The organism is Sphingobacterium thalpophilum (genome assembly GCF_038396785.1).
GTDB classification, from domain to species: domain Bacteria; phylum Bacteroidota; class Bacteroidia; order Sphingobacteriales; family Sphingobacteriaceae; genus Sphingobacterium; species Sphingobacterium thalpophilum_A.
The window spans coordinates 3,720,546-3,741,299 of record NZ_CP151087.1; the positions used below are offsets into that span (position 1 = coordinate 3,720,546).

At 40.4% G+C, this 20,754-nt stretch carries 18 protein-coding genes, 2 tRNA genes and 2 rRNA genes; 7 read left to right on the forward strand and 15 right to left on the reverse strand.

Annotated elements, in window-relative coordinates:
• Positions 1–60: 60 nt before the first annotated feature.
• The 4 genes from AACH28_RS16545 to rrf all read left to right on the forward strand — a co-directional run bounded on the left by AACH28_RS16545 (position 61) and on the right by rrf (position 3,569).
• Positions 61–134: transfer RNA gene (locus AACH28_RS16545), tRNA-Ile, on the forward strand.
• 11 nt (positions 135–145) lie between these two features.
• Positions 146–219: transfer RNA gene (locus AACH28_RS16550), tRNA-Ala, on the forward strand.
• Positions 220–450: 231 nt separating this feature from the next.
• Positions 451–3,332 (forward strand): 23S ribosomal RNA (locus tag AACH28_RS16555).
• Positions 3,333–3,457: 125 nt separating this feature from the next.
• Positions 3,458–3,569: ribosomal RNA gene (gene rrf / locus AACH28_RS16560) — 5S ribosomal RNA — on the forward strand.
• 204 nt (positions 3,570–3,773) lie between these two features.
• On the opposite strand, the gene AACH28_RS16565 is transcribed toward rrf, so the two are convergent.
• From AACH28_RS16565 to AACH28_RS16575, 3 genes are all read right to left on the reverse strand, one after another.
• Positions 3,774–4,757 (reverse strand): transposase, encoded by a 984-nt coding sequence (locus tag AACH28_RS16565; protein WP_286767918.1) that lies wholly within the window; start codon positions 4,755–4,757, stop codon positions 3,774–3,776.
• The gene (locus tag AACH28_RS16570; RefSeq protein WP_286767917.1) at positions 4,750–5,103 is read right to left on the reverse strand and encodes a transposase; all 354 of its coding nucleotides are present in this window, start codon (positions 5,101–5,103) and stop codon (positions 4,750–4,752) included. The genes AACH28_RS16565 and AACH28_RS16570 overlap by 8 nt, the downstream gene beginning before the upstream one ends.
• A 554-nt stretch (positions 5,104–5,657) precedes the next feature.
• Positions 5,658–6,044, reverse strand: a complete 387-nt coding sequence (locus tag AACH28_RS16575; protein ID WP_341831032.1) for an SRPBCC family protein — start codon at positions 6,042–6,044, stop codon at positions 5,658–5,660.
• 88 nt (positions 6,045–6,132) lie between these two features.
• On the opposite strand from AACH28_RS16575, the gene AACH28_RS16580 reads away from it, so the two are divergent.
• Entirely contained in the window at positions 6,133–7,500 is a 1,368-nt protein-coding gene (locus tag AACH28_RS16580) for a methyltransferase RsmF C-terminal domain-like protein (protein WP_341831033.1), read from the forward strand.
• 46 nt (positions 7,501–7,546) lie between these two features.
• On the opposite strand, the gene coaBC is transcribed toward AACH28_RS16580, so the two are convergent.
• Genes coaBC through AACH28_RS16595 form a run of 3 tightly spaced genes read right to left on the reverse strand, consistent with a single transcriptional unit; the run spans position 7,547 to position 9,996 of the window.
• Positions 7,547–8,743 (reverse strand): bifunctional phosphopantothenoylcysteine decarboxylase/phosphopantothenate--cysteine ligase CoaBC, encoded by a 1,197-nt coding sequence (coaBC, locus tag AACH28_RS16585; RefSeq protein ID WP_341831034.1) that lies wholly within the window; start codon positions 8,741–8,743, stop codon positions 7,547–7,549.
• Positions 8,744–8,753: 10 nt separating this feature from the next.
• Complete coding sequence (locus tag AACH28_RS16590) at positions 8,754–9,083, reverse strand: DNA-directed RNA polymerase subunit omega (protein WP_075990346.1); 330 nt, start codon at positions 9,081–9,083, stop codon at positions 8,754–8,756.
• Entirely contained in the window at positions 9,067–9,996 is a 930-nt protein-coding gene (locus AACH28_RS16595) for an outer membrane protein assembly factor BamD (RefSeq protein ID WP_075990345.1), read from the reverse strand. The genes AACH28_RS16590 and AACH28_RS16595 overlap by 17 nt, the downstream gene beginning before the upstream one ends.
• Before the next feature lie 242 nt (positions 9,997–10,238).
• Between AACH28_RS16595 and AACH28_RS16600 the strand changes: the two genes are divergently transcribed.
• A complete protein-coding gene (locus tag AACH28_RS16600; protein ID WP_075990344.1) occupies positions 10,239–10,514 on the forward strand; it encodes a NifU family protein in 276 nt (91 codons plus the stop codon).
• A 57-nt stretch (positions 10,515–10,571) separates the two neighbouring features.
• A complete protein-coding gene (locus AACH28_RS16605; RefSeq protein WP_341831035.1) occupies positions 10,572–11,219 on the forward strand; it encodes a hypothetical protein in 648 nt (215 codons plus the stop codon).
• Here the strand turns inward: AACH28_RS16605 and AACH28_RS16610 are convergent.
• The 9 genes from AACH28_RS16610 to AACH28_RS16650 all read right to left on the reverse strand — a co-directional run bounded on the left by AACH28_RS16610 (position 11,216) and on the right by AACH28_RS16650 (position 20,744).
• On the reverse strand, positions 11,216–12,445 hold the full coding sequence (locus AACH28_RS16610) for an FtsX-like permease family protein (RefSeq protein WP_145330936.1): 1,230 nt from the start codon (positions 12,443–12,445) through the stop codon (positions 11,216–11,218). The two genes, AACH28_RS16605 and AACH28_RS16610, sit on opposite strands and share 4 nt — an antisense overlap.
• A 5-nt stretch (positions 12,446–12,450) precedes the next feature.
• Entirely contained in the window at positions 12,451–13,092 is a 642-nt protein-coding gene (locus AACH28_RS16615) for an MBL fold metallo-hydrolase (RefSeq protein WP_145330938.1), read from the reverse strand.
• Between the two features lie 44 nt (positions 13,093–13,136).
• Positions 13,137–13,883 (reverse strand): shikimate dehydrogenase, encoded by a 747-nt coding sequence (locus AACH28_RS16620; RefSeq protein ID WP_145330940.1) that lies wholly within the window; start codon positions 13,881–13,883, stop codon positions 13,137–13,139.
• A 95-nt stretch (positions 13,884–13,978) separates the two neighbouring features.
• Complete coding sequence (locus tag AACH28_RS16625) at positions 13,979–15,391, reverse strand: tetratricopeptide repeat protein (protein ID WP_145330942.1); 1,413 nt, start codon at positions 15,389–15,391, stop codon at positions 13,979–13,981.
• Between the two features lie 179 nt (positions 15,392–15,570).
• Positions 15,571–17,007 (reverse strand): OmpA family protein, encoded by a 1,437-nt coding sequence (locus tag AACH28_RS16630; RefSeq protein WP_407073621.1) that lies wholly within the window; start codon positions 17,005–17,007, stop codon positions 15,571–15,573.
• 197 nt (positions 17,008–17,204) lie between these two features.
• On the reverse strand, positions 17,205–18,215 hold the full coding sequence (locus AACH28_RS16635; RefSeq protein ID WP_046671636.1) for an inorganic phosphate transporter: 1,011 nt from the start codon (positions 18,213–18,215) through the stop codon (positions 17,205–17,207).
• Positions 18,216–18,251: 36 nt separating this feature from the next.
• Complete coding sequence (locus tag AACH28_RS16640) at positions 18,252–18,899, reverse strand: DUF47 domain-containing protein (protein WP_046671637.1); 648 nt, start codon at positions 18,897–18,899, stop codon at positions 18,252–18,254.
• 90 nt (positions 18,900–18,989) lie between these two features.
• Positions 18,990–20,027, reverse strand: a complete 1,038-nt coding sequence (locus AACH28_RS16645) for a cell wall metabolism sensor histidine kinase WalK (protein WP_145330944.1) — start codon at positions 20,025–20,027, stop codon at positions 18,990–18,992.
• A 63-nt stretch (positions 20,028–20,090) separates the two neighbouring features.
• Entirely contained in the window at positions 20,091–20,744 is a 654-nt protein-coding gene (locus tag AACH28_RS16650; RefSeq protein ID WP_088163340.1) for a phosphatidylserine decarboxylase family protein, read from the reverse strand.
• Positions 20,745–20,754: the final 10 nt, after the last annotated feature.

Genomic DNA, 20,754 nt, shown 5'->3' on the forward strand with positions numbered 1-20,754 from the left:
GAAGAAAGTGCCCGCCCCGAAAGGAGCAGGACCGAGAGAAAGAGATGAACAAGATAAGCTAGTCCCGTAGCTCAGTTGGTTAGAGCACTACACTGATAATGTAGGGGTCAGCAGTTCAAATCTGCTCGGGACTACGAAAAGTTAAGGGGAATTAGCTCAGCTGGCTAGAGCACCTGCCTTGCACGCAGGGGGTCAACGGTTCGAATCCGTTATTCTCCACATCTCCGGGAGGAACATCGACAGATGCTCCGAAGAAACAAACCGGAAAAAGAGTTCTTTGACATATTGAAAGAGAAAAAAAATTACAAGAGAAGACAACAGTATAGAGACAATACGTGTATGTGTTTGATGTAGAGAGGAGACCCTCGGTGAATGCCGAACGAATCTTTACGTAGCATATGGGTATATATATCAAAAGCAGCCGCATAGTAGCAAAAGGCTATGCCGGTGAAGAAAGTAAATAAGGGCACACGGGGGATGCCTAGGCTCTCAGAGGCGAAGAAGGACGTGATAAGCTGCGATAAGCTACGGGGATTGGCAAATGCGAACCGATCCGTAGATTTCCGAATGGGGCAACCTGACTATTTGAAGAATAGTCGTATAAAACGCGAACGCGCTGAACTGAAACATCTAAGTAGGCGTAGGAGAAGAAAATAACAATGATTTCCCAAGTAGTGGCGAGCGAACGGGAAAGAGCCCAAACCGTTTATGTTACGGCATAGACGGGGTTGTAGGACCACGACATTGTACAGCGCTATGAACTGGAAGCAGGTGGGAAACTGCGCGACAAGGGTGAGAGCCCCGTACAGGTAAAGAATGTTGACATAGTGGTATCCTGAGTACCGCGGGACCGGAGAAATCCTGTGGGAATCCACCAGCACCATCTGGTAAGGCTAAATACTCCTGAGAGACCGATAGTGAACCAGTACCGTGAGGGAAAGGTGAAAAGAACCCCGAACAGGGGAGTGAAAAGAACCTGAAACCGTGTGCTTACAAGCGGTTGGAGCAGGCAGGTCCTGTGACAGCGTGCCTTTTGCATAATGAGCCTACGAGTTACTCTTGTCTGGCAAGGTTAAGTCCTTCAGGGACGCAGCCGAAGCGAAAGCGAGTCTTAATAGGGCGCATAGTCAGATGAGGTAGACGCGAAACCTTGTGATCTACCCTTGGGCAGGTTGAAGTTGCAGTAACATGTAATGGAGGACCGAACCGATAAACGTTGAAAAGTTTCCGGATGACCTGAGGGTAGGGGTGAAAGGCCAATCAAACTGGGAAATAGCTCGTACTCCCCGAAATGTTTTTAGGAACAGCGTCGGCGTAGAGTTTGATAGAGGTAGAGCTACCGATTGGGTGCGGGGGAGTCAAATCCTACCAAATCCAGACGAACTCCGAATGCTATCAAATATAGCCGGCAGTGAGGCTTTGGGTGCTAAGGTCCAAGGCCGAGAGGGAAAGAACCCAGACCATCAGCTAAGGTCCCCAAATTCGTTCTAAGTTGAACTAACGAGGTCCGGTTGCCCAGACAGCTAGGATGTTGGCTTGGAAGCAGCCATTCATTTAAAGAGTGCGTAACAGCTCACTAGTCGAGCGGCCGGGCGTGGATAATAAACGGGCATCAAGAACGGTACCGAAGCTATGGATTTGCATTGAAAGATATGCATCTGGTAGGGGAGCATTCCATCGCCGGAGAAGCAGTTTGGCAATGAACTGTGGAGGTTATGGAAAAGCAAATGTAGGCATAAGTAACGATAAGGCGGGTGAGAAACCCGCCCACCGAAAGACCAAGGTTTCCTGATCAACGTTAATCGGATCAGGGTCAGTCGGGACCTAAGGCGCACCCGAAGGGGGCAAGCCGATGGACAACTGGTTAATATTCCAGTACTCTTCATAACTGCGATGTGGTGACGGAGTAGTGACACTGCCGCGAACTGACGGAATAGTTCGTTGAAAGGCGTAGGTATAGGGACGGTAGGCAAATCCGCCGACCCTGCTGAAACCCAATAGTACAGCAAAGCTCCGGTGGCGCTGATAGAGCAGGTAAACAGACTTCCAAGAAAACCCGCTAAGCTTCAGGTTATGAAGACCCGTACCGCAAACCGACACAGGTGGTCGAGGAGAGAATCCTAAGGTGCTCGAGTGAGTCATGGCTAAGGAACTCGGCAAAATGGCCCTGTAACTTCGGGAGAAGGGGCGCTGTCTCGTAAGAGCAGCCGCAGTGAAAAGGCCCAGGCGACTGTTTAACAAAAACATATGGCTTTGCAAAATCGCAAGATGAAGTATAAGGCCTGACACCTGCCCGGTGCTGGAAGGTTAAGAGGGGATGTCATCGCAAGAGAAGCATTGAATCGAAGCCCCAGTAAACGGCGGCCGTAACTATAACGGTCCTAAGGTAGCGAAATTCCTTGTCGGGTAAGTTCCGACCTGCACGAATGGTGTAACGATCTGGGCGCTGTCTCAGCCATGAGCTCGGTGAAATTGTGGTATCGGTGAAGACGCCGATTACCCGCAACGGGACGGAAAGACCCCATGCACCTTCACTATAGCTTAACATTGAGATTGGGTACAGGATGTGTAGGATAGGCGGGAGATGTTGAAGTGGCTTCGCCAGGAGTCATGGAATCAACCTTGAAATACCGCCCTTTCTGTATTCGGTTTCTAACTCGGTATTTCCGAGGACATTGTTTGGTGGGTAGTTTGACTGGGGTGGTCGCCTCCAAAAAGGTAACGGAGGCTTTCAAAGGTAAGCTCAGTACGCTTGGTAACCGTACGTGGAGTGCAATGGCATAAGCTTGCTTGACTGTGAGACCGACAAGTCGAACAGGGTCGAAAGACGGACATAGTGATCCGGTGGTTCTGTATGGAAGGGCCATCGCTCAAAGGATAAAAGGTACGCTGGGGATAACAGGCTGATCTCCCCCAAGAGCTCATATCGACGGGGAGGTTTGGCACCTCGATGTCGGCTCGTCACATCCTGGGGCTGGAGAAGGTCCCAAGGGTTGGGCTGTTCGCCCATTAAAGTGGCACGCGAGCTGGGTTCAGAACGTCGCGAGACAGTTCGGTCCCTATCTGTTGTGGGCGTTGGAAGTTTGAGTGGATCTGACCTTAGTACGAGAGGACCGGGTTGGACAGACCTCTGGTGAACCTGTTATGCCGCCAGGTGTACGGCAGGGTAGCTACGTCTGGAATAGATAAGCGCTGAAAGCATCTAAGTGCGAAACTAGCCACGAGATGAGACTTCCTTATAGGGTCGTAGAAGATGACTACGTTGATAGGCCATAGGTGTAAAGGTTGAGAGACCAAAGCCAAGTGGTACTAATAGCCCGAAGCTTTCTCAAGCAGACAGACACTGTTGTCTTCCTCTTTAATTTTTAAGAAACAAACAGAAACGAACCTCTTTCAATAGATATGTCAGTTGGCATGAATCACATGATATCAATCATGATAATGTCAATAAAGATTTTTAGGTGCCTATATCGGCGGTGTCTACCTCTTCCCATTCCGAACAGAGCAGTCAAGCCCGCCAGAGCCGATGGTATTGCCGTAACAGGTGGGAGAGTAGGTCGGTGCCTTTTTTTACACGGAAGCCCTTGCTGGAAACAGTCAAGGGCTTCTTTCGTTTAGATACCTGCCTGTACTTCCCTGTACAAGCTATCGCATATCTGCCGTACCCCCCGAACGGCGCTGTTCCGCAGCAGTGTGACGCATCTGTAAATCAAATATTCGGCGGTCACTACACAAGCTACGGATCATACCGAAAGTTTGGGGGGTAATCATTTTTAAGCATACAATTTCATCACTCTGTACAGGAAGAATGTTGTATCCCTTACTCCACGGAAGACGCTCCTGAAAGCTTTGAGTTTTGCATTGAAGGACTCTGCGGATGCATTGGTGCTTCTATTGTCGAAGTAGTGGAGAATGTATTGATGATGTGCTGCAATGGATCTTGCGACACTCTCGAATGAAGCAATACCCGCGTTCTCAACCTGGTTGTGCCACAGTCCTAACTTTGTGAAAGCAACTTTTTTATCCCTGCATTTATTGAAGATGTCACCTAAGGCAACTCCAAGATCATAAGCCTGTTTTAGCTTGGGAAACCTGATGAACAGCAGTTCTGCACGGCGTTTTTGGCTTTCCGACCATCGACTTGGATGCTTGAACAGGAGGTGTCTCGACCTAGCTAATAGCTGTTTGAGCGTATCACCATTAGGCAACAACTCGGGGTCATATGGGATACCCCGTTTTCGCGATTCCATTATTTTTTTGCTTTCTGCATCTAAGACTTCCCATCGGTATTTGATACGGAGTTCCTGAACAGCATCATAAGCAAGTTTTTGTACATGAAACCGATCGATAACCCTTCTGGCATTTCTGAAACACCTACGGATAGCCTTTGCCATATTGGGGGCCATATCCATCGTTACTTCCCTAACTTTGTTCCTTAGTTTAAGTGGAATGCGCTCTAATACAGCAATAATATCTTCCGCCTTTGTCCCTCTTATGGTAGCCAATATGGTTCCCTTCCTGCCCTTTGCTGATTTACTGCTTACGATCGTGTAAAGTTCACCGTTGCTAAAGCTGGTCTCATCGATGCTCAGGTGTTCCGATATGTTATCAGGAAAAAGGGTCCATTGCTCTGCGTGTGGCTTTTGGTCCCAGTCCTGGAAGTCACTGAGATGGTTCTTGTATTGATCCTGTAGTTGCTTACCGTCCATTTGGAAGAACAGACCTACCAATTGGGCGCTTACAGGATGATTATCCAAATATCTTCTTTAAAAAAAGCCCGAATTCCGTAGTCATTCGAGCACCCTCACGCACCAGATTCCAATCTCTTGTGATGATCTCTCCCGTATCCAACACTGTCCAGCGGCGGCGGCGGATATGTAGCGTAACTTTCTGGCCTCGAATGGGAAAGTCTGAAATCTCAGTGGAAGGCATGAAGCCCTTTGACTCCAACTTGCTGTTCTGATAGCCTGTCGGAGCAATATTAAGCTCATCTAAATAAATGTGGAGCTGATTGTCAACCTGATCGACTTCTAAAATCTGAAAGTATTCCAATAGCCCTTCGGGCATCAATAGGGACAGTAATTTACGTTCGGCTTCTTGCAAGGGATATCTGTATTAAGGATGCTAAACTAAGAAATTTTTGACATTCCCCCCAAGAATTCAGCTTGATCCCAAGCTACTTGTAATCACTAGGAGCATGTCCTGTCTCAGCTATTACCCCCATGGTTTACGGAGGTGAGAAAGTCTCGGTTTTTGGATATATCATTCGTATTTCTATTAGATAGGATTGAAAACTTTTTAACACCATAATTTTCGCTGTTGCCGATTTTATGTTGTAAGATTGCTACACCTTTGCCTGTAAAGGATGAATATATCGGCAGGAGCTTTGAGTTTGGTGTTTGAAACTATTGTGGGATATTTTATATGTATGAAGATTGGGATTAAAGGAGCATGTAGAAATTATAATCCGTTCTATTTGAGATATTGAAACGACTCACATGTTGTATAATAGTGAAATATCAATTATTATATATTGGAAAGTGGAAAGTCGGGCACAGTAAAGGAGGTATCTGTATTGCCAACGGTCTATATGGAACACAAATACCTCAATTTTATGACTATTACACTATGTGCTTTGCAAGAATGCCTGCATTGATTTAATCTTCTTCTGTATAAAAGTCGATCAACGAAGAGATATAAGGATCTTCCCATCCATCCGAGATATTTTCAAAGTCTTCATCAGGTATATTCGTTTGCCTAATTTCCAAGGAAGTCCCTTTTTTATGTTCATGCAACTTTAATGTAACAATAGAAGGGCTGTCTGTTTCCCCGAAATACCATTCTTGTACAATTTTTGTCGACGGTTCTAGTTCCAAGAATCGGCCAGTTATAGCACCATCCCACAAAGAGAATTCTCCATTGACAGTAGGGTCTATTGACACAAGGTCCCCTGTCCAAAGACGAGCGGTAATTTCGGTCGTTAATGCAAGATACAGCTCCTCCGGAGTTGCAGCAATAATAGCATATTTCTTGAATTCTTTCATGACGCAAAGTTACTCTTTCTTGTAATTTACCACTTATTTTGACTTCATTTTTATTTATCTTAATTTTATCGCAAACTATTGGGACAACATGAGTAATTTTCTGCCAAATTCTTTAGTGAAAAAGTTAGGAGTGAATCCGCTATTTGATACTGCTGCATTTATTAAGATACATGAGGAAGGTATTCGGGCGACAGCAATACGCCTAAACCCTAATAAATTAGAAGATTGTCCGTTTCCTAATGCAGGGCAAGTTCCCTGGTGTAATGTGGCTTATTATCTTCAGGATCGTCCAGTGTTTACGTTAGATCCATTATTTCATGCTGGAGCATATTATCCACAAGATGCTTCTTCCATGTTCATCGATCATATCATTCGAAGTTTGAAGTTACATAAGGGGAGTATTCGGGCTTTGGATTTATGCGCCGCGCCAGGAGGAAAGTCTACCTTATTAAACAGCAGCTTACATCCGGAATCACTCTTGGTTGCAAATGAAATTATTAAAACAAGGGTTACAATCTTGCACGATAACTTAATGAAATGGGGAAATGCGAACACAGTAACTACAAATAATGATCCTGCAGCGTTTAATCGTCTTCCTGGATACTTCGATTTGATGGTTGTTGATGCCCCATGTTCTGGATCTGGAATGTTTAGAAAAGATGCCGATGCCATCGATGAATGGTCCGAAGCTAATGTTAAGCTTTGTAGCGAAAGACAACAACGGATTTTGGTTGAAAGCTTGAACGCTCTAAATAAGGGCGGATATTTGTTTTATTCAACCTGTTCTTATTCACCGGAAGAAAATGAAGATATTGTCGATTGGCTATTGGATAGTGGCGATTTTGAATCTATTGAAATAGCTATTGAAGGGCATTGGGGAATTGATCATACAAATTCTAATAAGCATCGTGCACACGGTTATCGATTTTACCCGCATAAATTAGGTGGAGAGGGCTTTTTTATTGCTGTTCTTAAGAAGGTTGGTGAACAGGAAATATTCAATAGAAAGCGAATTAAACCAGAGAAATCAGATGTACCCAAAGGGATTTTAGATAACTGGATTTCGGATAGTACTAGCTTTCATACTTTTCTTCATCATGAGGATGTATATGTTTTCCCAAAAATGTACGAACATGATCTAAAGTATCTTCAAAATGTACTTTATCTTAAGAATGCGGGAACCAATGTCGGCAAGCTTAACAGAAAGGAGCTAATACCAAGCCATGCACTGGCCTTGAGTAATCATTTGACCAAAGACTTTCAATCGGTAGAATTGTCGCTTGAAGATGCCCGTAATTACCTTAGAAAGGAAAATATAACTGTGGATACGATTGGAGAAAGTCTTCAAGGATGGACAATAGCATGTTTTGAAGGTAAACCTTTGGGTTGGATGAAGGTATTGACCAACCGAATCAATAACTATTATCCAAAGGAATTGAGGATTGTAAATTTGTAAAATATAGCGGCATTGAACACGGAGAATGTGTTTATAAAAGTTGTGCTCAGGAAAGGCTTACGATAATTGAACAGATATCTTTAGCAACTTCTTCTTTCGATTTTAGGCTAAACTCATGGGTATTTCCAGCCCGATCGATTATAGTAATTTTATTGGTATCTGTTGCGAAGCCGGCCCCTTTATCCTGCATGGAATTGAGTACGATAAAATCCAGGTTTTTTCGAATCAATTTGTCTTTTGCATTTTCGAGCTCATTATTGGTTTCCAATGCAAACCCAACGAGTAATTGCTTTTCTTTCTTTTTAGCCCCTAAAGTTGCCAGAATATCTACCGTTTTTTTCAGCTCAATGGAGAATTCGTTTTCTTTCTTTTTTATTTTTTGGCTAGCAACTTCAACTGGTGTGTAGTCTGCCACAGCAGCACTCATCACAACAATGTCTGCGGCTTCAAAATGTTCTTCACAGGCATGTAACATCTCAGCTGCCGAGGTGACTGAAATGGTATCGACGCCTTTGGGTAGTTTAAGGGCGCTGGGGCCTGATACTAGCGTGACGTCTGCGCCAAGTTCTTCAAGTTGTGTGGCGATAGCATAGCCCATTTTTCCACTTGAATGATTACCAATGAATCGGACTGGGTCTATAGCTTCATAAGTAGGACCTGCAGATACTAACGCTTTCTTTCCTGCTAAGGGTAGTCCTTTCTCCGAAAATTTAACTAAGAAATCCAGTATTTCTTCTGGTTCCGCCAAACGTCCCTCACCCACTAGGCCACTAGCCAATTCCCCTTTTCCTGGAGGAATTAGGATATTGCCATAAGAACTAAGCTTATTGATATTGGATTGTGTGGACGGGTGTTTCCACATATCTAAATCCATTGCTGGAGCGAATAGCACTGGACATTTCGCTGATAGATACACGGCAGTTAAGAGGTTGTCACAAAATCCATTGGCCATTTTGGCCAGTGTATTTGCCGTTGCGGGAGCGACTAAAATGTAATCCGCATTTAAGGCAATTTCGACATGATTATTCCATTCCCCGGTATTCGGCTGATAATAATCAATTAAAACAGGATTTTTGGAAAGAGTGGAAAGCGTAAGCGGGGTAATAAAGGCTGTCGCTTCTTTTGACATGACTACGTTAACTCGGGCATCTGCTTTTACTAAAAGGCGGATGAGGGATGCAATCTTGTATGCGGCAATACTGCCGCATACAGCAATTACAATATTTTTCCCAGCTAAAGCCATTGTTTAAGGATTAGTCCTGCTCTTTTGAAGGATTTCTGTAATACACTTTATCGTGTAAAAATTCATCAATAGCAACCAAAGTAGGCTTTGGCATACGCTCGTAATGTTTTGAAATCTCAATTTGCTCACGGTTTTCGAATACCTCTTCCAAGTTATCGTTGTTACTTGCAAATTCCGCAAGTTTTCCGTTCAATTCTTCTTTAATGTCTACTGCAATTTGGTTCGCGCGTTTAGAAATAACTACAATAGATTCATAGAGATTGTCTGTGCCTTTGTCCAATTGTCTCAAGTCACGTGTAACTGTAGAGTTTGGAATTGAATTGTTATTTTTTTGACTCATCTTTTTGGGTATTTTCTTTTTCTTTTTTCGCCTTTTGTTCTTTGATATATACTTCCTGCTCTGCAACGGCTTTATTATAATCCTTCACTTGAGAGAGGGCGGTTTTAATCCCTTTTTCAGAATTTTCACGAAGGGATTCTGCCTCTTTCATATGTTTGCTATTCGGAAAATTACTTGCGAAGCTACGATAATAGTCTAAGGCATCATCAAATCTACTTTCTTGTTTCAGGAAGAAACTTTTGGACGCATAGATGTATTGTGCTTTTAATGTTAAAAACTCAATCTCTTCCGCGTATTTTGTATCAGGGTATTCTTTTAATACATTCTGTAATGCGATTACAGCTGCCCTGTAATCATCCGTAAGCCCCATGTCATAATATAGTCTTGCATTAGCAAATGCTTTAAGCTCAAGCTTATCTCTTAATTTCTGAATAAGATCTGCGGCTTCTTTGGACCGTTCTGATTCGGGATAGAGATTGACAAAGAGCTGTAATGCATCAATTGCTTTTTTTGTATTCGCTTGATCTAACGTTGATCTTGGAGAATCCAAGTAATAGCAATAGGCATGCATAAATCTACATTCTTCTGCTCTTGCACTGTTTGGATAAACATCTGCAAAATCCTTAAAGTGAAATGCCGCAGATGTATAATCTTTCAGCCGATAGTTGGCAAATGCCAAATAATAGTAAATATTTTCTGCTTCAGCTTGTCCACGGAATTTGGTCCGCAAGTCATCAAACAAAACTAACGCCTTTGTATATTTCTTTTTCTCATAAAGTTTTACGGCCTCTTCGTACTTTTGAGCGATGTTATTGCTTGCGCGCAATTTCTCAAATTTACTTTTACAACCAGTAAATACCAATAGAAACATCATGCCGGCACAGATAGCCGCTATACGCCTATTTAAAAACATTTTACAAAGATAAGTGAATTTGTTATACTAATCAATTAAATTTTATTGCGCAATATAGTTTAATAATTATTTGATCGCAAAAACAACATTTCTTATTAACATTCTTTAACTCGATTGGAGCTATTAGGAGGATATATTGTCATATACTTGTTGTTTTTCCATTGGTACCGAGACCTAAAAATACACATTTTAAAATATTTGATTATCTTTACATATTACAATCATTGAATAGCATTAAGAGTATGACTTTAAAAGAAAAAGTTGAGCAAGCATTAGATACCTTGAGACCATATTTGGAGACTGATGGCGGAAATGTGAGTGTTGAAGAGATTACAGCGGATAACGTCGTGCGTTTAAAATTATTGGGAGCATGTGCTTCATGTTCAATGAGCATTATGACCTTTAAAGCTGGTTTAGAGCAGGCGATTAAGAAAGCTGTTCCTGAAATTACAGCAGTGGAGGCTATTAATTTAACAGATCCCGATTCCCCAGAAGCAACTTTACCCCCTGTTAATTAGTTTTTCTATTAACACAATTTAACGGCTAGTTCGGCTACTTTTGTTTAAATTTGTTCCATGAAGTTGCTGGTTTCTATATTATTTGCTGTATTTCTACTTTTTTGTTCCGCTGCTTTACACGCTCAGGAAAGGAAGATTATTCAGTATTCCGGTATCGTAACTACGGTTGGGTCTGGACTTCCTGTAGGTTATGCGACTGTCACTAATTTATCTTTCCGAAATGAAGCATTTGCGGCAAATAACGAGGGCTATTTCTCTTTTGTAGCACATGTAGGAGATACCATTCGTTTTACTTCCGTCGGTTTTGATCCTTTAGTTGTCACTATTCCAGAAGTTCCTGGAGATAAATATACCGCAAATATCATTATGCAAAATCTAGTTACGGAACTCCCGATGGTAACACCCTATCCATGGGCAAGCATCGAAGAGTTTAACATTGCATTTATGAATCTGGACGTTTCTGAAGATAACATCGTGAGAGTAAGGAGGTCCTTGTCTTATGAGTCATTAGCGGCAATGGCAGCTGTAATACCACGTGACGGAAATGAAATGCGTTCAATTAACAATGCGCAGAGCTTTAATACGATGAATAATAAAGTCATCAACCAACGTTATGCTAATCCATTGTTAAATCCTTTTGCATGGGGCAGTTTAATCCAACAGATTACAAAAGGTAGTCAGAGCCGAAAAAGCTCAAGTTATTAATCGGTCGCCTTTAATTTATTTAATTCTCTGACACTTAGCTTTGCCGAGAAATAGGAAACTAGACCAGAGATACTAATGACTGTCATGAAGACTAAAATATAGTCACTCCACTTACTTACCATAGGGTAGCTGTCAATAATTGTATTTGCTCCATCCTCTACACGAATGATTCCATAAGCTGACTGGATATAGTTGAATATGCCTCCTATCAATAGACCTAATACACAGCCAATAATGGCGATCATAAGGCCTTCATAAAAGAAGATACGTTGAATTAGATCATTCGACCCACCGAGACCTTTTAGTATTGTCATATCCTTTTGTTTGTCTAGTACAAGCATGGTTAAGGAACCTACAATATTAAAGATTGCAATCACACTGATCAAGGTCAGTATAAAGAAGACAACCCAGCGTTCAACACGTACATTTTTATATAAGGTAGGGTTTTGTTTTTCCCTATTCTTTACAATGTAATCCGGTCCTATTTTCTTTTGTAATGCTTGCCCAAATGAATTAACATCCACACCATCTTTTAGGTAAAACTCGATCGATGAAACGCGCTCATATTCTCCGAGAACCTCTTTAGCAAATGAAATTGGCGTAATAATCAAATTGTCAAAATCTTGCTGATAGCGCAATACCCCTCCGGGAGCTATGGATCGGATGTTGAATTCTTCTGCAGGATTGGAAGAATTCTTTACTCCCTTTCTCGGAGAATACACTTGAATTTGTTCCACAGAGTTCTGCATAGGAATTGCCAGATTTGCCTGTACACTTGCCCCTATAATTGCGAGGTTAGTAGAATCATGGGTAAGTTTGTACTGACCATCTACGAGAATACTGTCTCCGGCCTTTTTACTTAGCGATTGAGGTTCGACGCCTTTCATATTTGCAATAAATTGTCTATTTGAATATTGCAGTAATACTTTCTCTTGTAGAACCTCCGTGTAATGAACCACATTGGAATCTTTTCGTAATTCACTGAAGACAGCCTGTTTACTGTCAAAAAGTTTTCCTTTTTGGGGTTCAATTTTCAGTTCAGGAGCAAACTTACTGTACATAGATAGTATCAGCTGTTCCATTCCATTGAATGAAGATAACAATATGATTAAAGCAGCACTACTTACCATTACGCCAATTACACTAATAGAAGAGATGATATTAATGGCGTTAACTGATTTCTTAGAAAACAGATATCTTTTTGCAAATAGAAATGGTAGATTCATAACTTTTATCCTCGGATAAATGGATTAGAATTTTTTTCAAAGCCAATCGTTGTCGATGGTCCATGCCCCGGATAGACGATCGTGTCGTCGGGCAGGGTATAAAGTTTTGTTTTTATGCTATCTAAAAGCTGCTGGTGATTTCCCCCAGGAAGATCAGTACGGCCAATGCTATTGCGAAATAGGACATCTCCCCCGATCAAGAATTTTTGATTAGCTGAATAAAAACAGATATGTGCAGGGGAATGTCCAGGTGCAAGAATGACCTTTAGCTCATCATTATCTAAATAAATGGGATCATCCTCATTTAGAAATGTTTCTCCAATTGGTGAGATGTCATATCGGATGCCCATCTGAGGAGCGTAATTCTGTACCGCTACTAAAATTGGTACTTCACCTTCGTGGAACTGTGGGAGCAAGCCAAATTTTTCATGGACAAAACTATTCCCTAAAACATGGTCAATATGGCAATGTGTATTTAATAGGAATGTCGGCTTGAGGTTATTGTTTGCAATGAAAGCCAATAGTTCTTGCTGTTCTTGCTCGCCATACATCCCTGGATCAATAATAATGGCATTTCCTGACTCGTTATAGAGTAGGTAAGTATTTTCCTGATATGGATTGAAAGTGAATGTTTTTATCGTAAACATAGTGGTAAAATTACAGTTTTTATTGATCTCTTACTATTGATAGCTCAACTATTCCAGATTTCCCAGTTTTTTTCTGCTTGTAGAACCAGCATTTCATATCCGTTTTTGATTCTGGCGCCTTTTTCTTTGCTTTTTCGAAGAAATGCTGTTTCCTCTGGATTGTAAATGAGATCATAACAGAGGTGGTTCTCGGTTAAGAATTCGTAAGGAATTTTTGGATATTCTGCCGTATTGGGGAATGTACCAACCGGTGAACAGTTGATAATCACTGTATGGTCAGCTAGGATAGCGGCATTAAGGTCATTATAAGTGAGCTGGTCTGCCTGTTTGGTTCTGCTTACTAAAGTATGCATTATTCCAAGTTGATTCAGGGCATAAATGACAGCCTTTGCAGCGCCTCCATTACCTAAAATCAAAGCCTTTTTATCCACCAAGGGATTTAGTAGCGGCCTTAGCGATGCCTCAAAACCGTAGGCATCAGTATTGTAACCTTTTAGATGTGTTGCGCCATCTGATGTATGGCTGATTCGAATGCAGTTTACAGCTTGTATTGCACGAGCTTCTTCTGAGAGCTCGTCCAAGTAATCCATAACCGCTATCTTATAAGGAATGGTCACATTGACACCATAGAAATCTTTATTGGAAGCAATCGTTGTAAAATCGGCTATTTGAGCAAGTGGATATAAATCGTAATCCACATCGGTAATATGTTCTTGTTTAAATTTTTCTAAATAATATTTTTTTGAAAAAGAATGCCCTAATGGGTATCCTATTAAGCCTAATTTTTTCATTTGAATTGCGAAAAGTACGTTGGGGATAGGAATATATCTTCATTTTAGTATCCGGTCGTTGCGTGGCAACGACCGGATGTGGCGCCTATTGTATGTTAATCTTTCGGCTTGGTATATTTTTTTACAATTTCAGTAATGATCTGATTCCCCTGCAGCTGTGGAAGGTAATCAAAAAGAATATGATGCTTATCGGGATCAGTCGCTAAGCCAAGCTCTAAAAAGTTGAGCGCTTCATTGTATTGTCCATTGGCAAATAGATAAGCAACTACACGATAGTACAGTTCTGCTGCATTTGGATTTTGTGTGATGGCATCAGATATCACATTAATAGCTTCTTCAATTTTACTTTGTTCAAATAGAATTGAGGAATAATCGAGCCAGGCATCGATGTCTGTTGGGTTTAAAGCGACTACCTTTTTATAGGCTTCTTCTGCAAGATCTATTTGTTGTAGTTTGTACCGGGCGTCGGCAATCGCAAACCAGTAATCGGGGTTTGTATCCTCCAGTTCCAATGCTTTTTTATAAAAATGCAGTGATTCAAAATAGCGTTCTTCGAAATCTAAGGTAACCCCAATACCGAACCAGGCATCAGCAAGCTCCCCGTCTAATTTGACGGCCTTTTTATAATAATTGCGAGCTTCTTCCATCTGCTCAAGTTTTTCATAACATTCGCCTATCGCACAATAGGTATCAGCACTTGGTTGTTCATATTCAAATGTTTGTTTGTAAACATCCAATGCTTCCTGATAGCGATCAAGATTGACTAGAGCATTTCCCTTATTGAAATAAGCGGAAGAAAAGTCTTCCTTAATTAATATAGCATAGTCGTATGCGTCTAAAGCTTCCTCAAACCGACTGATTTTATGGTAAGAATTTCCCAAATTGTACCAAGCATAGTAGGAGTATGGATCTGAATCAATGTATTTTTTATAAAAGGAGATACTTTCCTCTTGTCTATCCAATACATCATAACAGTAGGCCAATTCATAGAGTGCTTCTTGGTAATCCATGTTGAGCTCAAGTGCTTTCTTTAGATAAATTATTGCCTTGTCATAGTTCATTTGCGCTTGAAAGATCATCGCAATATGGAAATACACCTCATCTTTATTATCTAATAGCGGAAGTGCTTTGAAGAGCTGTTCCAAAGCATTATCAAATTGGCCGATACTGCCTAATATGCCACCGCGGATCAAGAAAATGTCTCCTTCTGAAGCTTCCAATAATTCCGCTTTATCTAGTGCTGCAAGTGCATTCTGATATTGTTGAATCGTTGAAAACAGTTGTGCCTGTTTCAATAAAAACGTAATATCAAAAGGATGTTGGCTGATCGCAAATTCGGTAACCTGTAAGGCCTTAACAGGGTCATTTTTTTCAGCGTAGTAATCAATAATTCCTTCAAAAGCTTTGGAGTCAAAAAAATACTGATCCTCGTTTCGAAGCATTTCCTCATATCTGTCCACCGAGATTTTTCTTTCCTCGGGGTTTTCAAATTCAAAATCCTCTTCCATTCTCAAAAGTTTAAAACCAGTATTCTGTTCCTTAATTCAAAATACTAATTTCTTATCTAATTTGTTCGAACTAATTTTCCACAAATCGGATATCCTCCACAAAGTTAAGGATAATACGGGTAAAATAAAAAAGCCGGCTTTAAAGCCGGCTCTTATTATAATGTATAAGTTATATACGATTATTTTTTGATCTCAACACGACGGTTTTGAGCGCGACCTTCTTCAGTAGCATTTGATGCAACTGGGTTTTTCTCTCCGTAACCTTTAGCTGTGATGCTTGATGAAGAAACACCAGCGTTTACTAAATATTGTTTTACAGAGTTAGCACGGTCTTTAGATAAAGTTAAGTTATAAGCTTCAGAACCTTCAGCAGATGCATAACCATCTAATTGTACAGCAGAGTTGTTATCACGTAACTCCTTAGCCAATTTGTCTAATGTAGAGTAAGATGAAGTTTTCAATACTGAGCTATCAAATTCGAATTGAATTGGAGGGTAGTAACCGTTAGAAGTAACGTTGTTAACAACTGGCTCTGGGAATTTGATTGGACATCCTGAACCATCTACTGGAGTACCAGCTGGAGTACCAGGACATTTGTCAAATTTATCAGATACACCGTCACCATCAGCGTCAGCGCTTAATGTGTTAACTGTACCTTCTAAAGTGCTTACACGTTGTTTCAATGCTTCAACTTCGTTTCTCAATGAAGGATCTTTCAACTCATCGTACAATGTCGCAACTGGGTTAGCAAAAGTCAAGTTTTGTTTATCTTTCGAACCTAAAGTGAATTCTAGACCAGCCATAACTGTAGAGAATTTACCTTTGTAATCTGTACGAGCTGGACCATATAATAAGTTATCATCAGTGAAGTTCATTGTGTAACCCAAGTTCAATGCAACTACTTCAGATAATTTGAATTTTGCACCTACCCCTACAGGAACGAAAGCGGTTAACTTGTTATCACGGTCACCTTTGAATTCACGGTCACCGAAGATTTCAGATCCCCAATTACCTTTATTGTTATAAACCTCTGTTCCAGAAAAGTCTTCATTTCCAAATTGAACAGGATTATTGGCCAACACTCCTAAACCGACTTTAGCGTAAAAGTTAACCGCATTTTCTCTTCTTAAGAAATCAATAGTTCCTAATTGAAATACACCATTAATGCTAGCTGCCCAATTTACATCAGTTTGTGCAGATTTAGCAACACCATTACGATTAGTTCCAGAGCCAGCTTCAAATCCGTTAAATCCGTCAAGAGCTTTGTTATAGGTTTTGATCTTACCACGGTTTGCTTCCAACTCTAATCCGAAAGTGTGAGAGAACTGTTTACGGATAGTTAATCCGTAGTATTCACCAACTTTGTTTTGGAAGTAACCTACTTTTTGTCCAAAAGCATTTGATCCAGGAAGAATTGTGTTTGGTGTAGTGATACCACCTTGAACTCCGATAGACCAAGTTCTGTATTGTGATCTACCACCGAATACTTGTTGAGCTTGTGCTGTACCAGCGAAACCTAAAGCGGCAACTAATGTAGCAGCAACAGCTGTTTTTTTAATTGTAGAATAGTTCATACTCTTGTTTTTAAGGTTATTATTAATTTTAATTGTTTTCAAACTTAATTATTGTATTAACACATGGAACAGTACAATTGCCGTGCCAAAGTCTTAAAATTATGTTAAAATTTTGTTTTTGCTATATTTTGTACTAAATTAAGTATTTAATGTGAAACAACAAAACAAAAATCCGCTACGAAAGTAGTAAATTTTTGTTTTGTTTCAATAGGTTTAAGAAAAAAATTAAGTATTTTTTTCTAAAGCAAATAATGTACGACCAATAACGACAATGCGCCCAACAAAGCTGAAACTGGAATTGTCAATATCCAAGCCCATAACAAGCTGATTGTTACCCCCCAACGTACTGCTGAGACACGTTTGACAACACCAACTCCGATGATTGCACCTGTAATGGTATGCGTTGTTGAGGCTGGTATTCCGAAATGTTCTGTGATACCCAAGGTGACAGCTCCCGCAGATTCAGCACAAACACCTTCCAAAGGTGTTACTTTTGTAATCTTGGTTCCCATCGTTTTGACAATTTTCCATCCACCGCTCATTGTTCCGGCAGCGATTGCTGCGTAACAAGTCAATGGAATCCACTCTGGCATGTGTTCAGTCGTTGGGACATAACCACCAGCTACCATAGCGACAAGGATAATTCCCATTACTTTCTGTGCATCATTACCTCCATGTGCAAAGCTCAAAGCCGCCGAAGAAACAAGTTGCAATATCTTGAACCATTTTTCGGCAACACTTGGCCGGGAGTTTTTCGCCAGATTGATTACAATCAATGTGATGATAACCGATATCGTCATACCTATGATAGGCGCAAGTACGATAAATGCAATAATCTTTAAGGTAGCATCAATGTTGATAGCGTGAATAGGATCTGCGCCAAGGATGAAAGCGTAAGCCATACCCGATCCTGCAAAACCTCCAATAAGTGTATGGGACGAACTTGATGGTACTCCATAGTACCATGTAAATAAGTTCCAACCAATTGCTGCAAGTAATCCTGCAAAAATAACTTCTAAGGTAATGTATTCTTCCAATACTGTTTTTGCAATGGTATTGGCTACTTTATGATCTGTAAAGTAGAAGTAAGCTGCAAAGTTGAATATCGCGGCCCATAAGACGGCCATTGCTGGCGTTAAAACTTTTGTTGATACAACTGTCGCAATAGAATTGGCAGCATCATGGAATCCATTGATGTAGTCAAAGGCAATCGCAAGGACAATCACAACAACGAGTAATGTTGACATCATAATCTCGTAGAATTTTTGTGCACTTAAATCGAATGATTATGCGTTTTTAACTAGAATGCTTTCTAATACGTTAGCAACATCCTCACATTTATCGGTTGCATCTTCCATTGCAGATAACACTTCTTTGTGTTTAATTAATGAAATTGCATCTTTTTCAAATTCAAAAAGGTCAGCTACAGCTTTATCGAAGATATAATCGGCTTTGTTTTCTACGCTATTGATGCGAACACATGAATCCGTAATATTGCGGATATTTTTTAAATCTCTAAGCTCATGAATAGCTTTTGATACATGTTCTGTAGCTTCGACTAGTAAGTCAGCAATTTCAATCATTGGCTCAGTGGCCTTTTCAACCTTGTAAAGGTCCATTCTATTGGCAGCACCGTGTATAAAATCTGCGACATCGTCCAATGAACTTGCCAAAGAGTGTATATCTTCGCGGTCAAAAGGAGTGATAAAGTTCTTTCCCAGCTCCAAATGAATTTGATGCGTAATGTTGTCGCCTCTATGTTCCAAATCTTCCACTTTGCGTGTTAATTCCTTTTTCTTTTCAGGGTTGCTTGAGTTAACAATATCTTTTAACAACTTTGACATCTCGATCAAGTTGTTGCCGGCTTGTTCAAACAAAGGGAAGAATTTTTTATCCTTTGGAACGAAGTATTGAAAAATGCTATTTAAAGACATATCTTAAATTTATTTTTGCAAAAATAATACCTTAATGTTAAGTTAATGTTAACATTGATTTTGTTTAAACACAAAAGTGTCATCAATTGTTTAATTTCCTGACTGAACTTTTTGTAAAGTAAAGCCAAATGTTGTCCCAATGCCTTCTGTACTACGGACATTGACGTTTTGCTGATGTGCTTCGACAATATGCTTTACGATAGCCAATCCTAATCCTGATCCTCCGATATCGCGTGATCGACTCTTATCAGTTCGGAAAAAGCGCTCGAATACACGGCTGAGATTTTTTTCTTCGATGCCATAACCGTCGTCTGTAATCTCGATAAGAACCTGTTCAAATAGTGGGAAAATCTTAATTTTAGTTGTCCCGCCCTCTTTTCCATACTTTAGGGAATTGTCAATCAGATTGTATAACACCTGATGAATTTTATTGCGGTCAGCTTTAACCCAATGTGGTGTGCCCACTTTTGGCTTGAATTCTATTTTGATATTGTGCTGTTTAGCTTTGTCCTCAAGAGAGTAGGTGGTGTCTTTAATAAGATCAACGATATCGAATTTCTCTATATTCAGGACCATTTTTCCAGATTCCAGTTTGGATATCTCATCAAGATCCTGAATCAGGTAATTTAGCCTGTCCAGATTCCGGGCAGCCTTATCTAAGAAGTTCTTGGCCATTTCCATATCTTCTTCCATAAGGCCATCTTGCAGGGTTTCAATGTAACCTTGGGTAGCAAATAATGGCGTTTTGAATTCATGAGAAATGTTGGATAAAAATTCTCTACGGAATTTTTCTTGTGATTTTAACTGCTCTATCTCGTTTTTTTTATCTTTTGCCCATGCTTTGACTTCGTTTTCAGCATCCGTAATTGGATCCTCACTGACATGTTCTCCGATAGCATCCTTAAGATCCTTGCCGAGTTTAAGGTTATGAATTAATTTATACATCGTATTGAGTCTACGATATATGTATTTTTCAAATAGATAGTTAAATAGGAGGAAGCTCGTTACCACAGCAACAAAGAAAATGATCAACGCTGTCTGTAGGTCATGTTTATAATAAAAGCTGATCGTGGATATTGCAATACCGACAGTTGCGGAGTTTGCCAATAGTAATTGTCTAAAATTCATTTGCAGAATAAAAAAGGCCCCTGATTTGGAGCCTAAGTTACTTATAATGATATTAATAAATTGTTAAAATTTTCCGATAATCGTTTTTGCTCCAGTAACCTTATCACCAATGTTAACATTGATTTCAGTCCCTAAAGGAAGAAACAAATCGACGCGGGAGCCGAATTTGATAAAACCAAACTCATTGCCTTGCACGACTTCGTCTTTTTCTTTTACATACCATACAATGCGGCGTGCTAATGCTCCTGCAATCTGGCGGAAAAGAACTTCCCGTCCAGCCTTATCTTTGACAACGACTGTTGTTCTTTCGTTATCGGTAGATGATTTGGGGTGCCAAGCCACTAGAAATTTGCCCGGATGGTATTTAAAGAACGTGACTAAACCACTGATTGGGTTTCTGTTGACATGCACATTGACAGGAGACATAAATATCGACACCTGTATCCGCTTATCATGGAAATACTCATTTTCCTCAGTTTCTTCGATAACAACAACTTTTCCATCGGCTGGACAGAGAATCACGCCATCCTGCGGGTTAACCACTTTTTTGGGACTTCTGAAAAACTGAACAACTGTAATGAATAGGAATGCTGAGAGCGCATAAATAAACCATTTAGTGTATTGCGGAGCGTCATAATAATCCGCAACGGCATTGATGATGAAGATAAAAAGTACAGCGATCGCTAATGTGGTATATCCTTCTTTATGAAATTTCATATCTATTTAT

Coding starts and splice junctions, on each gene's coding strand:
- AACH28_RS16575 (WP_341831032.1), bottom strand. CDS start 6,044: ATGAAAGAATTCAAGAAATATGCTATTATTGCTGCAACTCCGGAGGAG.
- AACH28_RS16580 (WP_341831033.1), top strand. CDS start 6,133: ATGAGTAATTTTCTGCCAAATTCTTTAGTGAAAAAGTTAGGAGTGAAT.
- coaBC (WP_341831034.1), bottom strand. CDS start 8,743: ATGGCTTTAGCTGGGAAAAATATTGTAATTGCTGTATGCGGCAGTATT.
- AACH28_RS16590 (WP_075990346.1), bottom strand. CDS start 9,083: ATGAGTCAAAAAAATAACAATTCAATTCCAAACTCTACAGTTACACGT.
- AACH28_RS16595 (WP_075990345.1), bottom strand. CDS start 9,996: ATGTTTTTAAATAGGCGTATAGCGGCTATCTGTGCCGGCATGATGTTT.
- AACH28_RS16600 (WP_075990344.1), top strand. CDS start 10,239: ATGACTTTAAAAGAAAAAGTTGAGCAAGCATTAGATACCTTGAGACCA.
- AACH28_RS16605 (WP_341831035.1), top strand. CDS start 10,572: ATGAAGTTGCTGGTTTCTATATTATTTGCTGTATTTCTACTTTTTTGT.
- AACH28_RS16610 (WP_145330936.1), bottom strand. CDS start 12,445: ATGAATCTACCATTTCTATTTGCAAAAAGATATCTGTTTTCTAAGAAA.
- AACH28_RS16615 (WP_145330938.1), bottom strand. CDS start 13,092: ATGTTTACGATAAAAACATTCACTTTCAATCCATATCAGGAAAATACT.
- AACH28_RS16620 (WP_145330940.1), bottom strand. CDS start 13,883: ATGAAAAAATTAGGCTTAATAGGATACCCATTAGGGCATTCTTTTTCA.
- AACH28_RS16625 (WP_145330942.1), bottom strand. CDS start 15,391: ATGGAAGAGGATTTTGAATTTGAAAACCCCGAGGAAAGAAAAATCTCG.
- AACH28_RS16635 (WP_046671636.1), bottom strand. CDS start 18,215: ATGATGTCAACATTACTCGTTGTTGTGATTGTCCTTGCGATTGCCTTT.
- AACH28_RS16640 (WP_046671637.1), bottom strand. CDS start 18,899: ATGTCTTTAAATAGCATTTTTCAATACTTCGTTCCAAAGGATAAAAAA.
- AACH28_RS16645 (WP_145330944.1), bottom strand. CDS start 20,027: ATGAATTTTAGACAATTACTATTGGCAAACTCCGCAACTGTCGGTATT.
- AACH28_RS16650 (WP_088163340.1), bottom strand. CDS start 20,744: ATGAAATTTCATAAAGAAGGATATACCACATTAGCGATCGCTGTACTT.